This is a genomic window from Alicyclobacillus pomorum DSM 14955, from assembly GCF_000472905.1.
Classification (GTDB): domain Bacteria; phylum Bacillota; class Bacilli; order Alicyclobacillales; family Alicyclobacillaceae; genus Alicyclobacillus_A; species Alicyclobacillus_A pomorum.
In genome coordinates, this window is the sequence record NZ_AXAR01000021.1 from 17,877 (window position 1) to 31,784 (window position 13,908).

General features: G+C 55.2%; 12 protein-coding genes. All 12 read left to right on the forward strand.

All coding sequences use genetic code 11. The features are described 5' to 3' along the window. Positions 1-21 precede the first annotated feature (21 nt). The 12 genes from dprA to rpsB all read left to right on the forward strand — a co-directional run bounded on the left by dprA (position 22) and on the right by rpsB (position 13,897). Positions 22-1,107 (forward strand): DNA-processing protein DprA, encoded by a 1,086-nt coding sequence (gene dprA, locus YWK_RS0116000; RefSeq protein WP_051375678.1) that lies wholly within the window; start codon positions 22-24, stop codon positions 1,105-1,107. A gap of 191 nt (positions 1,108-1,298) precedes the next feature. Then, the gene (gene topA / locus YWK_RS0116005; RefSeq protein ID WP_026965596.1) at positions 1,299-3,413 is read left to right on the forward strand and encodes a type I DNA topoisomerase; all 2,115 of its coding nucleotides are present in this window, start codon (positions 1,299-1,301) and stop codon (positions 3,411-3,413) included. 32 nt (positions 3,414-3,445) lie between these two features. Further along, positions 3,446-4,753 carry an FADH(2)-oxidizing methylenetetrahydrofolate--tRNA-(uracil(54)-C(5))-methyltransferase TrmFO gene (trmFO, locus tag YWK_RS0116010; protein WP_026965597.1) on the forward strand — a complete coding sequence of 436 codons (1,308 nt, stop codon included), beginning with the start codon at positions 3,446-3,448 and terminating at the stop codon, positions 4,751-4,753. Next, complete coding sequence (locus YWK_RS0116015) at positions 4,750-5,679, forward strand: tyrosine recombinase XerC (protein WP_281172265.1); 930 nt, start codon at positions 4,750-4,752, stop codon at positions 5,677-5,679. Before trmFO ends, YWK_RS0116015 begins: the two co-directional genes overlap by 4 nt. Positions 5,680-5,694: 15 nt before the next feature. Further along, on the forward strand, positions 5,695-6,240 hold the full coding sequence (gene hslV / locus YWK_RS0116020; RefSeq protein ID WP_026965599.1) for an ATP-dependent protease subunit HslV: 546 nt from the start codon (positions 5,695-5,697) through the stop codon (positions 6,238-6,240). A gap of 52 nt (positions 6,241-6,292) precedes the next feature. After that, a complete protein-coding gene (gene hslU / locus YWK_RS0116025; RefSeq protein WP_026965600.1) occupies positions 6,293-7,678 on the forward strand; it encodes an ATP-dependent protease ATPase subunit HslU in 1,386 nt (461 codons plus the stop codon). 726 nt (positions 7,679-8,404) lie between these two features. Continuing rightward, on the forward strand, positions 8,405-10,387 hold the full coding sequence (flhA, locus tag YWK_RS0116030) for a flagellar biosynthesis protein FlhA (RefSeq protein ID WP_415782803.1): 1,983 nt from the start codon (positions 8,405-8,407) through the stop codon (positions 10,385-10,387). Beyond that, positions 10,387-11,352, forward strand: coding sequence for a flagellar biosynthesis protein FlhF (locus tag YWK_RS0116035; protein WP_026965602.1), 966 nt, complete (start codon positions 10,387-10,389; stop codon positions 11,350-11,352). Before flhA ends, YWK_RS0116035 begins: the two co-directional genes overlap by 1 nt. Next, a complete protein-coding gene (locus tag YWK_RS0116040) occupies positions 11,352-12,242 on the forward strand; it encodes a MinD/ParA family protein (RefSeq protein WP_026965603.1) in 891 nt (296 codons plus the stop codon). Before YWK_RS0116035 ends, YWK_RS0116040 begins: the two co-directional genes overlap by 1 nt. Positions 12,243-12,255: 13 nt before the next feature. Further along, entirely contained in the window at positions 12,256-12,426 is a 171-nt protein-coding gene (locus YWK_RS21980) for a hypothetical protein (RefSeq protein WP_156909184.1), read from the forward strand. A 23-nt stretch (positions 12,427-12,449) separates the two neighbouring features. Next, complete coding sequence (locus tag YWK_RS0116050) at positions 12,450-13,028, forward strand: hypothetical protein (protein WP_026965604.1); 579 nt, start codon at positions 12,450-12,452, stop codon at positions 13,026-13,028. A gap of 164 nt (positions 13,029-13,192) precedes the next feature. Then, on the forward strand, positions 13,193-13,897 hold the full coding sequence (rpsB, locus tag YWK_RS0116055; RefSeq protein ID WP_026965605.1) for a 30S ribosomal protein S2: 705 nt from the start codon (positions 13,193-13,195) through the stop codon (positions 13,895-13,897). The last annotated feature ends 11 nt before the right edge of the window (positions 13,898-13,908 follow it).

The window sequence follows — 13,908 nt, forward strand, 5'->3', positions numbered from 1 at the left end:
AAGAATAGGAGGGCTCAGTCGGTGCGGGTGTCTGCTCAAGATGCGGAAGAACGTGCGTATCTGGTGGCCTTGGCTGCTTGTCCCAGATTGGAGCCTCTGACCATGAAGCGCTTGTTGAGCGCGTTTGGTAGCGCAACTGCGGTTTGGACAGCACATCCCACGGAGTGGACGTCAGCCTGTAACTTACAGGATGTCACCGTACGCAACCTTCTTTCATGGCGGAGACGATGTAACCCACTTCATGCGGAACCAGGCCTTCGTGACTCGGGCGTTCACTGTATTGTGCAAGGTGACGCAGCATATCCCTCCACCTTCTTGGACTTGGCCGATCCCCCTATCGTCTTGTTTGCAAGAGGAGAACTGCATGCGTTTGCGGACACCGTCAGCATTGTTGGAACGCGGCGTATGTCTGCCTATGGGCGTGAGGCTGCACAATGGATTGCCGAAACATTGGCGTCGCACGGGTACAACGTGGTTTCGGGGCTGGCAGAAGGCATTGACGGGGTGGCACACAAAGGCGCTCTCGCGGTTGGCGGAAAAACCACAGCGATTTTAGCGTGCGGCGTCAATGTCTGCTATCCCAAACACCACTCGCGATTGTACACGCAAATTCTCGAATCCGGCGGTCTCATCCTCAGCGAGTACCCGCCGGACGACCCCGTAGCGAAACATCGATTTCCTCAGCGAAACCGATTGATTGCTGCCCTTTCCAAGGCTCTGATTGTTGTTCAGGCAGGAGAGAAGAGTGGAGCTTTACATACGGTGGATGCAGCATTGGATTTAGGCAGAGACGTCTATGTTGTACCTGGCCCCATCACGGTCTCGTTGCACCGCGGATCAAACCGCCTCTTGCAGCAGGGGGCCAACGTTTTGTTGGATCCTATAGATTTTCTAGCGGAGCAAGGGAAGACATGTTCCACAGTGAACAGAGACATCCCAGACCGATGGCGTGAACTGTATGATAGCCTCGTGGAACCGAAGGCACCGATTCACTTGGCGCTAGAAATGACACGGCCTGTCAACGAGGTGTACGCTGGATTGCTTGAATTGGAATTGGCGGGGTGGGTAGAACGTCAAGCCAGTGGCACTTATGTGCGCAAGTCGTGAACCCACGGTTTGCAAAAGAAAACTGTCTGGTGATAATATTTGTAGAACGCGGGGGTGCCGACAAACCAATCCGTTGTCGGCGTAATCACCGAGACACCCTCACATATTGGACAAACGCAAAAGAAAGTCACTGGTTGAGCATACAGTATAGTGGTTGGCTGCAGGGCACGTGAACATAGGGAGGTAACACTTTGTCCGAGTACTTAGTCATCGTGGAGTCGCCCGCGAAAGCGAAGACCATTGGAAAGTACCTAGGGAAGAAGTATACGGTAAAGGCGTCGATGGGCCACGTCCGCGATTTACCCAAGAGTCAACTCGGCGTTGATGTAGAGAAGAATTTTGAACCGAAGTACATCACCATTCGCGGCAAGGGAGATGTCATCAAGTCCTTGCGCGATGCTCGTAAAAAAGCGAAAAAAGTGTTTCTGGCGGCCGACCCTGACCGCGAAGGCGAAGCCATCGCGTGGCACTTGGCGACACTGCTCGACGTGAACCAGGATGAGGCCTGCCGCGTGGTGTTTCATGAAATCACGAAGGACGCAGTACGCGACGCGTTTCACCAGCCGCGCAAGCTGAACCACCACCTCATCAATGCGCAGCAGACGCGTCGTATTCTGGATAGACTCGTGGGATATCGACTCAGTCCGTTGCTTTGGCGCAAGGTGAAGAAGGGATTGTCAGCAGGGCGGGTGCAGTCCGTCGCGGTGCGACTCATCGTGGACCGTGAACGGGAAATTCGGGCGTTTGAACCGCAGGAATACTGGACGGTTGATGCACAGTTTCAAGTGCCGGAGGGTAAGTTTAAGGCACGGTTCTACGGTTACGACAACACCAAGACAGAGTTGCCAGACAGGTCGGCAGTGGATGCGCTGCTTGAAAAAATTGACGGTCAGCCCTTCGCTGTAGAGCGCGTGAAGCGGAGTGAGCGGCGGCGCAATCCGAGTCCGCCGTTCACTACGAGTAGCTTGCAGCAAGAGGCAGCGCGAAAACTTGGATTTCGGGCGTCGAAGACGATGTCCGTCGCGCAACAGCTCTACGAAGGATTAGATGTGGGCGCGGAAGGCAGCGTCGGCCTCATCACGTACATGCGTACCGATTCCACGCGAATCGCGGAGACGGCTCAGACGGAGGCACGGCAGTTCATTGCCGAGCGCTACGGGGCGAACTACGTGCCGAAGGAAGCCAGGCAGTTTAGCACCAAAAACAACGCTCAAGACGCCCACGAAGGCATTCGACCGACATCCGTGCTGCGCACGCCGGAAGCCATCAAGGAACACCTATCCAGAGATCAGTATCGACTGTATAAACTGATCTGGGAGCGCTTTGTGGCTAGCCAAATGGCGCATGCCGTGCTCGACACGACAACGGTGGATATCTCGGCGAACGGTGCTTGGTTTCGTGCGACGGGGTCCGTTGTGAAGTTCCCTGGATTTATGGCTGTGTACACGGAGGGGACAGATGATCAGCCGTCGGAAGAGCAAGACAAAAAGCTACTTCCGCCGATTGAAGAAGGGCAAGTTTTGCCCGAGCCGGAAGTGGTCCCAGAACAGCATTTCACGGAGCCTCCGCCGCGGTACAGCGAGTCCAGTCTCGTGAAAGCGATGGAAGAATTGGGCATTGGACGCCCCAGTACATATGCGCCCACCATGGAAACCATCCTGAAGCGCGGGTACGTCGTTCTGGACCAAAAGCGTTTCTTCCCCACCGAACTTGGGGAGATTGTGGTGGATCTACTGGTTCAAAACTTCCGCCAGTTGATTGATGTGGATTTTACGGCACATCTGGAAAAACAGCTGGATTTGATTGAGGAAGGAAAAACGGATTGGGTGCAACTTCTCGAAGAATTCAACAGAGAGTTAGAGGCGGATCTCGAGAAGGCGGAAGCGACGTTAGAGCACGTCCAAATCGCAGACGAAGAGTCGGACGTGGAGTGTGAAAAGTGCGGGCGCAAGATGGTGTACAAACACGGGCGCTACGGAAAATTTTTAGCGTGTCCGGGATTTCCTGAGTGCCGGAATACAAAGCCCATTGTCAAGGAAGTTGGGGTAGATTGCCCCATCTGCAGCAAACCGCTCGTAGAACGCAGAGGAAAGCGGAAAGTGTTTTTCGGTTGCAGCGGTTATCCAGATTGCGAATACGTCCTGTGGGATAGGCCCACGGGGGCGTTGTGCCCCGTTTGTTACCATCCAATGGTGGAAAAGAAGGCGAAGGGCGGCGTGAAGCTGGTTTGCAGCAACGAATCGGCTCATCCAGATGCCGCTACCCCAGAACGCAGCAAAGGAACAAAGAACAAGAAACTTTCGTAGAACAAGAAACTTTCGTAAGGAGGTGGTTCTGCTTGAAGGTAACCGTGATTGGGGCCGGGTTGGCCGGTTCGGAAGCGGCTTGGCAAGTCGCGCGGCAAGGGATCCCGGTTCGGTTGTACGAGATGCGGCCGAATCAGCGCACGCCCGCTCATCACACCTCGCATTTTGCGGAACTCGTATGTAGCAACTCTCTCCGCGCAGCCGCCATTACGAATGCGGTGGGATTGTTGAAGGAAGAGATGAGGCGACTGGACTCACTGGTGATCCGGTCTGCAGATGAAAACGCTGTACCTGCGGGTGGAGCGTTGGCTGTGGATAGAGAAGGATTTTCTGGCGATATCACGCGTGCTCTCGAAGAACATCCGTTAGTGGAAGTTGTGCGTGAAGAGGTCAGTCAGTTGCCTGACGAGGGGATTGTGATTGTCGCCACTGGACCGCTCACGTCTCCGGCTCTGTCCGAGTCCATTCGGTCCTTTATCGGCGGAGAATACCTGTACTTCTACGACGCGGCTGCCCCTATTGTCACCAAGGAATCCGTCGACATGGATAAAGTGTATCTAGCGTCGCGATACAATAAGGGCGAAGCAGCCTACTTAAACTGTCCGATGAATGAGGCTGAGTTCGACGCGTTCTACCAAGCCTTGGTCACCGCGGAGACGGCGCCTTTACACGACTTCGAGGAGGAAAAGTACTTTGAGGGGTGCATGCCCATCGAAGTGATGGCGGCGCGCGGTCCCAAAACCTTGCTGTTTGGCCCGATGAAGCCGGTTGGACTTGTCAATCCCCGCACCGGACAACGTCCGTACGCGGTGGTTCAGCTCCGCCAGGACAACGCGGCCGCGACGCTGTTCAACATCGTGGGGTTCCAGACGCATCTCAAGTGGGGGGAACAGGCGCGGGTATTTCGAATGATCCCGGGCCTGGAAAACGCCGAGTTTGTGCGTTATGGCGTCATGCACCGGAACACGTATATCAACAGTCCGACAGCACTGCTGCCGACGTACCAGACGAAGCGCCGGGACACACTGTTTTTCGCCGGCCAGATTACCGGAGTTGAGGGGTATGTGGAGTCCGCGGCCGCTGGATTGTTGGCAGGTTTGAATGCCGGACGACTTGTGCGCGGCCTACCCCCAGTGGTGTTGCCACCGACCACCGCGATGGGTAGCTTGGCGCACTACATCACGCACACAGACAGTGACAACTTCCAGCCGATGAACGCAACTTTCGGGCTGATGCCCCCGTTGTCAGAGCGGATTCGAGACAAGCGGGAGAGGGCTCAGAAGATGGCCGACCGTGCTTTGACGGAGCTCGCCCGCGCAGTGGAGGAATTCGGACTGTGACAACAGCGATGCGACTGGATGATTGCATCGAGATGTTCCTAGCGGCGCGCAAGGTGGGCCGCGGGGGATCTGCGCGAACCATCGAGGCGTATCGCAGAGATTTGCGGGCGCTTTCTCAGTTTCTACGCGCACAGGGCATTGTCCACGTGCAAGACGTCCGTGTGGTACACCTGCGTTCCATGCTCGCGCAAGAAGTCCAACGCGGCATGGCGAAAACGTCGATTGCTCGCCGATTGTCCTGTTATCGGACCTTTTTCGATTACCTGGCAAAGGAAGGGTACGTCGAGCACAACCTGGCGCGGTTGCTGACCATGCCTAAACTTGACAAAAAGGTGCCGGATTTCTATTACCAGGAAGAAATGAAGGCGCTGTTGGAGCACATTCGCGGCGACGACTTGTGGTCGCTGCGAGACCGGGCGTTGTTAGAGTTCATTTACGCCACCGGAGTTCGTGTCAGCGAGTGTGTGGCACTCGATGTCAGTGACGTAGACCTGCGAGAGGGCGGAGCGTTGGTGTTCGGAAAAGGCGGCAAGGAACGTTATGTGATTGTTGGCCAAGCGGCCTTGGATAGTTTGCGCAGGTATTTGCATCAGCGTTCCCTTGCCGAGTTTCATCACCCTGCGCTTTTCATTAACCGCCGTGGTGGGCGCCTGACGGACAGGAGTGTACGCCGAATCTTAGATAAGAGAATCCAGGAAGTCGCCGGACTCGGGCACATCAGTCCACACGCCATTCGCCACAGCTTTGCCACACATCTCCTCGACGGCGGCGCTGACTTACGGGTTGTTCAAGAACTGTTGGGCCACGCCAGTTTGTCGTCGACGCAGATTTATACACACACGACTCGAGATAGACTCGTTCGCGTATATCAGTCCGCGCATCCACGCGCGGCGTTGCAATCGAAACCAGATCACCACGACAAGTAAGGAGGAGGTGCTCACATGACGCACCAGTTGCACGCCACCACGATTTTTGCAGTGCTGAAGGACGGCAAGGGCGCGATGGCTGGAGATGGTCAAGTGACGCTCGGCAATTCCATGATTATGAAGCAAGGTGCCCGCAAGGTGCGGCGTCTGTATCGCGGCGAGGTGATTGCTGGATTTGCCGGCTCCGTGGCAGACGCCTTTACGCTGTTTGAAAAGTTCGAAGGGAAATTGGACGAGTTTCACGGTAACATGCAGCGAGCAGCGGTGGAACTGGCGAAAGAATGGCGATCCGACAAGGTGTTACATAAGCTGGAAGCGATGTTGATTGTCATGAATCGCCAGCATATCTTCATTCTGTCTGGAACAGGTGAAGTGATTGAACCGGACGACGGCATTTGTGCGATTGGATCCGGTGGTGCGTATGCACTGGCCGCAGGTCGCGCGCTGGCGCGAAACACGTCGATGGCTCCTGCGGAGATTGCGCAGCAGGCCCTGGCAATAGCGTCGGAAATCTGCGTCTACACAAACGACCACATCGTGGTGGAGACGTTGGACGAGTAAAGCTTGGAAATGCCATGTGCGCGTGTAGCATTGTGATGAAAGGGTGAAGGACATGCCAGAGGCAAACTTGACGCCACGTCAGATTGTGGAAGAGCTCGACAAATATATTGTTGGACAGAAGGCGGCCAAGCGTGCGGTTGCCATCGCGCTGCGCAACCGGATGCGGCGGGCAAAGCTGCCACCCGAGTTGCAAGAGGAAGTGACGCCGAAAAACATTTTGATGATTGGTCCGACAGGCGTCGGGAAGACGGAAATTGCACGTCGGTTGAGCAAACTGGTGGGTGCTCCGTTTTTGAAAGTGGAAGCCACGAAATTTACGGAAGTGGGCTACGTTGGACGCGACGTAGAGTCCATGGTTCGGGATTTGGTGGAGACCGCCGTGCGCATGGTGAAGGCCGAGCACGCCGAAAAAGTGAAGGCACAGGCGACGGAGCATGCAGAACAACGCATCGTCGAGGCACTGGTCCCAGATCCGAACGCGAAGAATGCCAATCGCAATCCGTTCGAGTTCCTGTTTAGCGGTGGGCAGATGGGGCGTACCGAAACTGGCCCTTCGGAGAGTGTTCGCAGCGAGCGGAAGCGGGTTGCTCATCAACTGGCCATGGGCGAGCTGGAAGATCGGCTGATTGAGGTGGATGTCGAGGAACAGCAGAGCGCCATGCTGGGATTTTTGCCTGGAATGGGTCCGGAGGGCCTCGGGAACTTACAGGAGGCACTCGGAAACCTGTTACCGAAGCAGACGAAAAAGCGCAAAATGACGGTGCGCGAGGCGCGAAAGGTGCTGACGCAGGAGGAAGCGCAAAAGCTGATTGACATGGATGCGGTGACGGCCGAAGCAGTTCATCGCGTGGAGAACCAGGGAATCATCTTCATCGATGAGATGGATAAGATTGCAGGCCGGGAAGCCAATAGTCGCGACGTGTCCCGCGAGGGTGTACAGCGCGATATCCTTCCCATTGTCGAGGGATCAACGGTCGTGACCAAGTATGGGGCGGTCAAAACGGACCACATTCTGTTCATTGGTGCGGGGGCGTTTCACATCGCGAAGCCGTCCGATTTGATTCCGGAGCTCCAGGGTCGCTTCCCCATTCGGGTGGAACTAGACAGCTTGACGCCGGACGATTTCGAACGCATTTTGAAAGAGCCGCAGCACGCGCTGCTCAAGCAGTACACGGCGTTGCTGGAGACGGAAGGAATCAGAGTCCGGTTTACGGACGAAGCCATACGCAAAATTGCCGAAATGGCTGAGCAGGTCAACCGGGAGACGGAAAACATCGGAGCCCGGCGCCTCCACACGCTGGTGGAAAAGGTGCTCGAGGACCTGTCGTTTGAAGCACCGGACGTGACACTCGAGGAAGTCGTGATTACTCCGGAATACGTAGACGACAAACTTAAGTCCATTGTCGTGAACAAAGACCTGAGCCGCTTTATCTTGTAGAGCGGCATCGAGCTGAATACACCTCACCGAAGAGAGACGGCTGGGCAGCCGTCTCTCTTACTTATGTGCGCCCGGTATGGGTGTTGTCTATACGGTGAAAGTTCGGAATGGCGAAGGTAGCAGTAGCCATTAGCTTAAGCCAAGGGTGCCCATCGCGAGGTGGGATCTGAAGGAAGGCGGCGGCAAACCTCCGGCCCAAGGTTCACGAACTCCAATTGAGGCTAGCGACAGTTGGGCGAGTCTGCAGACCAAGACAAAGCCCTTGCTACCGAAGGCTGTCGAGAGTAAATGGAGTGGGTATATGGAGAGAAAGACAACGCTCTTACCCGGGGAGGCCTGCCCGGAACGCCAGTAAAGCTGGTAACCGTCATCGAAAGGTGGCGCTGAACGGGTAGGAGTTAGCAGAGGTCGTAGTACCTGCAAAGGGACGCCAGAGCAGAGAAGGGCTGAACATGATTGTGAGGGTTGTTCATGGCAAGTTCGAGAGAGAAGCATAGACAGCCGAATATCCCGAAAGGGAGCTATCCTCAGGAGGAAGTGGTGAATCCACGGGGGACTGAGGAAGCGCCGAGTTTCTCTGCGGCACGACCCAACGAACCAACCCGCGAAGCGAATTGTACGAACCTGATGGAACAGGTAGTAGAGCGGGAGAACCTGCTCTCGGCCCTGCGCCGTGTGGAGAAGAACAAGCTCGTCATTTTACTGGCGGTGCTCGGCATTATTGTGATGATGGTGATTCCGCTTCCCCCGGTTGTGCTGGACGTACTGCTGGTGATCAACTTGTTCGTTTCCATGACCGTTTTGATGGTCGCCATGAACAACACGGAGCCGTTGCAGTTTTCTGTCTTTCCGTCGCTTTTGTTGATTACAACGTTGTATCGCCTTGCGTTGAACGTATCCTCCACGCGTCTGATTCTTTCTCAAGGTCAGGCCGGGGAAGTCATCAGTACGTTCGGAAGCTTTGTCATCGGCAATAATCCAGTCGTTGGATTCATCATTTTCTTGATTCTCATCGTCATTCAATTTGTCGTCATCACCAAAGGTACGGAACGCGTCGCCGAAGTCGCCGCGCGCTTCACCTTGGACGCGATGCCGGGCAAACAGATTGCCATTGACGCGGACTTGAACGCCGGGTTGATCACCGAAGCAGAGGCACGGCAGCGACGTCAAGCCATTGAACGTGAAGCAGATTTCTACGGCGCGATGGACGGCGCTTCCAAGTTCGTCAAGGGAGACGCCATTGCCGCCATTCTGATTGTCGGTATTAACATCGTTGGCGGATTCATTATCGGCATGGTGATGCAAGGGGATACCTGGCAGGACGCATTGCACAAGTACACACTGTTGTCGGTCGGTGATGGGCTCGTCAGCCAGATGCCGGCTTTGTTGCTGTCGACGGCCACGGGTCTCATGGTCACGCGCGCGGCGTTGGAAGCCAACCTCGGTTCGGACGTTGTGCGTCAGGTGTTCTCCTATCCGCGCACCTTGTTCATCGTGGCCGGTGCGATTGCGTTGCTCGGACTGTTTACACCGATTGGTATTCTGCGCACCGCTCCCATCGCCGGGCTCGCAGCGTACGCCGGATGGCGCGTTCGAAACGCGGCTGCAAAAGCACAGAACATCGAAATGGAGCAGGAAATTCGTACGAAAAAGGAGGAGACAAAAAAAACCGAAAGCGTGTTTTCGCTCATACAGGTGGAACCTGTGGAGTTTGAATTTGGGTATGGACTCATTCCCATCGTAGACAGCAAGCAGGGTGGAGATTTCTTGGAGCGCATCGTCATGATCCGAAGACAACTCGCCCTGGAACTCGGTATGGTCATTCCCACCATTCGCATTCGTGACAACATTCAACGAAAACCGACAGAATACGCCATGAAAATACGCGGCGTTGAAGTGGCGACTGGCGAAGTCATGCTTGGACACTGGTTGGCAATGAGCCCAGGGCCAGAAGATCCGTCTGTCACCGGCATTCCCACTACAGAGCCCGCGTTTGGCCTGCCTGCTTTGTGGGTGACAGGTGACATGAAGTTGCGCGCGGAAGCTGTGGGATATACCGTGGTGGATCCGCCTTCCGTCATTGCCACGCACTTGACAGAAGTTCTTAAGCGGCACGCGCATGAACTGCTCAGCAGACAAGACACGAAAGCACTGTTGGATCACCTACGCGAGACGGCGCCCGCAGTGGTTGAAGAGGTGGTGCCAGGGACGCTTTCCATTGGCCAAGTGCAACGTGTGCTGGCGAACCTCTTGCAGGAGAAGATCTCGATTCGAGATCTTGTCACCATCCTGGAGACGCTTGGGGACTATGGCAAGCAGACGAAAGACCCAGACCTTCTCACCGAGTATGTCAGGCAGGCGCTCTCGCGTCAGATCTGCCATCAGTTTCGGGTACCGGGACAACCGCTGTTGGTTATCACCTTCGCACCAGCGGTCGAAGAAAAGATTCAGGGATCCTTAGTGCAGCATGAAAACAACATGTTCATCAGCCTGGATCCGTCCACATCGCAACAGGTGTTCCGACGGTTGCGAGAAGAGTCCAGCCGATTGGCAGCGGCCGGCAAGACGCCGATTCTGCTGACACATCCGAAACTGCGTTTAGCCGTGCGTCGCTGGTTGGTGCGCTCGCTGCCGGACTTAGTAGTCCTTTCCTACAACGAAGTAGATCCCTCGGTCGACATTGAGAGTGGCGGGGTGGTGAATCTCTAATGATGATCCGGCGTTACATTGTAAAAGACATGCCAGAGGCTGTGGTGCACATTCGCAGAGAGCTTGGCAAGGATGCAGTGATTCTCAGCAGCAAGCGCATCACGCTCAAGAAATGGCTTGGACTGTGGCGGTACAAGCGTCTAGAAGTGGTCGCGGCACCAGGGGTTCGTCCGCCGCTGGTACACCAGTTGATACGACAGGGGTTGAATGAAGAGCACGTGTCTCGCCTCATGGAGTCATTCACGGCGACCCGGACCCCCGTCGGTGGTGAGGGGACCGGTGAGCCGTGGACGAGCGGAAAACAACACGACCTCTTCGTGCAGCATGTCCTGCGTGACATGGAGGCGCAGGTGGAAGCGCAACCGATTGCGCCGACCTCCAGAGTGGTGGCATTGGTGGGACCGACAGGAGTCGGTAAGTCCACAACGATTGGAAAGTTGGCCGCGCTTCACGTGCTCGCGGGGAATCGGAAAGTCGGATTACTCACGACGGATACATATCGGATAGCGGCTGTCGACCAACTGGAGACGTACGCCGATATCTTGAACATTCCACTGGAGGTTGTTTACGAGACCAGCGACATTCCTGGTGCTTTGGAGCGGTTGGCGGACAGGGATTTGATCCTGTTGGATACCGCCGGTCGCAATTTTCGAGTGGAACGGCACGTTGAAGAGCTTCGTCACTGGTTGCAACAGATCTCTGTGGATGAAACATATCTCGTGTTGGCCCTGACGAGCAAGACGGAAGATCTCGACGCGATTGCGGCAGCCTTCGAGCGCGTTCCGGTGGACAAATTTCTGTTTACAAAATTGGACGAGACAACCACGTATGGGGCGATACTGAATCTTCTCTACTCCTACCGCAAGCCCCTCTCATATCTGACGACCGGCCAAAATGTCCCGGATGACATTGAGGTTGCGTCTCTGGAGAAAATTCTTCGTCTCATGATTGGAGGGGCGGCTTAATGGTGGATCAAGCGGAAAACCTGAGAGCTCTGATGTCGAAACAGAGCGTCGACGAAAGAAGAAGCCATCGGGTGGTTGCCATAGCCAGTGGTAAAGGGGGCGTTGGCAAATCGAATTTCTGCGTCAACTTCGCACTGGGACTCCAGAGGGCTGGTTACCGCCCTATCGTGATTGACGCCGACGTCGGATTTGCCGATATCGAAGTGTTGCTCGGCATTCGACCGCGCAAGAACATTGTGGACGTCATTGAAGGTCTGCCCATCTGGGAGGCCTTGGAGTATGACGCGTCGGGACTCCCCTTCCTGTCGGCGAGCAACGGGTTGCTCAACATCCACGATTTATCCGCGGAACAAGTGGAGCGCCTCATGGAGGAACTGAAAAAGCTCCAAGACAAATACGACATCGTACTCATTGACAGCGGGGCAGGATTGGGGCAAAACCTGATTCGTTTGTTGGCAGCTGCGGACGACCTCGTGTTGGTGACGACGCCGGAACCTACCGCGATTGCGGACTGCTACGCCCTGTTGAAAAAGCTGGTCGCCCGGGGTGAAGTTCCATTTACACGCATGGTGGTCAATCGGGTGAAGAATTTGTCGGAAGGAAAGTTGACGGCGGACAAATTGCGAGCTGTCGCACACCGATTTCTCGACGTCGAACTCGGCGTCCTGGGCTATTTGCTGGAAGACAGTGCCGTGCAGTCGGCAGTCAAGCGACAAGAGGCGCTGTTGTCCGCGTTTCCGACCAGCCCAGCGTCTCGTTGTATTGAGCAGACGGTTCGAAATTTCATGAACAAGCAGCCCACCCATCCGAGAAAGGGCCTGGCAGGGTTTGTGGAACGTCTGTTGCGGCGTCGGCTGCCTGAGGGATTCGACTCAAGTCATACGGCGTAACGATGGATTGGCAGTGTTCCCAGTCAGAGTACAGCGTCCATTTGAAGGCGGAGCGTTCTCGGATACGACGTGGTATACGTGCGGCGGTATCACCGACAACCATCAAGGCATGGGGAAGGAAGTGGAATCGGTGGACAACCTGGAGTACAGTGGAATCATACATACACTCCACTGCATTGAGTAGGGGAGCAACAGGAGGACCGCGTTGTGTTAACTCTCATCATCATATACGTCGTAATCATTGCCGCGGTCGTCGGTTTATATGTGGTGTCGCAGCGATTTCGTCAAGGACCGCGCCAAGGTGTTTGGCAGTGGCTAAAGTCCGGCTTCGTTGCAGGTACCGGCGTGACTGCGAGGGTGGATAGGCAAGCTACATCGACTCAACTAGGCCACCCCAATCAAGCTGCGGAAGTCATCGCTGTCTTGGAAGACATATACGAGGAGTTTCTCAGCGAAACCGCGAAGTTACGAAAGGAATTTCAGTCTCACATCGCATCGCTCGAAAGCACTTGGGAGCAGCAGTTGGACGACTTGGCGAAACAAGTGGGGCAGTTGCAGAAGAAACTGGAACTGCAGACCCGTCGTTCCGACGCTGACGAAGATGTGAGGCGCCAGCCTCGGTTCAGGGGAGAGACTTCCAGCGACATCTACTTTTCCATCCTGGATGAACTGCATGCGGGGACACCACCTGTGCAGATTGCATCGCGACTTGGAGTCAGTTTGGACGAAGTGGTGCGCGTACGCAAGATGATGGAATCTCCTGGACTCGAGGAAGAACCACATTGAGTTAAACCTTTCCTTGCCTGTGTGCAGCGACTATGTTATAGTATTGGGCAGTGTGAATGCCCGCGTATCGCGGAGAACACACGCTTGCTGATGTCTCGTTGGGTCCGGAAACGGCAGCGAGGCAGTTGACGCAAGCGGAGGAAAAACCAACAGGAGGGTATACCATGGCCATCATCTCAATGAAGCAATTGCTTGAAGCTGGCGTACACTTCGGCCACCAGACGCGTCGCTGGAACCCGAAGATGGCGCGGTACATCTTTACGGAACGTAACGGAATTTACATCATCGACTTGCAGAAGACCGTCCGCAAGGTCGAGGAAGCGTATCAGTTTGTGCGTGAACTTGCGGCTGAAGGAAAGACCATTCTGTTTGTCGGTACCAAGAAGCAAGCGCAGGAAGCAGTCGCTGAGGAAGCGCAACGTTGCGGTATGTTTTATGTGAACCAACGTTGGCTCGGTGGCACGCTCACCAACTTCCCGACGATTCAAAAGCGGATTGCTCGGCTTGTGGAACTGGAGAAGATGGAAGAGGACGGTACGTTCTCGGTGCTTCCGAAGAAGGAAGTTATTTTGTTGAAGAAAGAAAAAGAGCGTCTGGAGAAATTCCTTGGCGGTATCAAGAAGATGAAGCGGATTCCTGACGCGATGTTCATTATTGATCCGCGCAAGGAACGCATCGCGGTGGCAGAAGCTCGCAAGCTAGGTATTCCGATTGTGGCCATTGTGGACACCAACTGTGATCCAGATGAAATTGACTACGTAATCCCCGGCAACGACGACGCGATTCGCGCGGTCAAGTTGCTGACCAATAAAATGGCGGAAGCTGTTTTGGAAGGGACGCAAGGCACGGAGGAAACGACGACTGCGTAATGGCATACGTC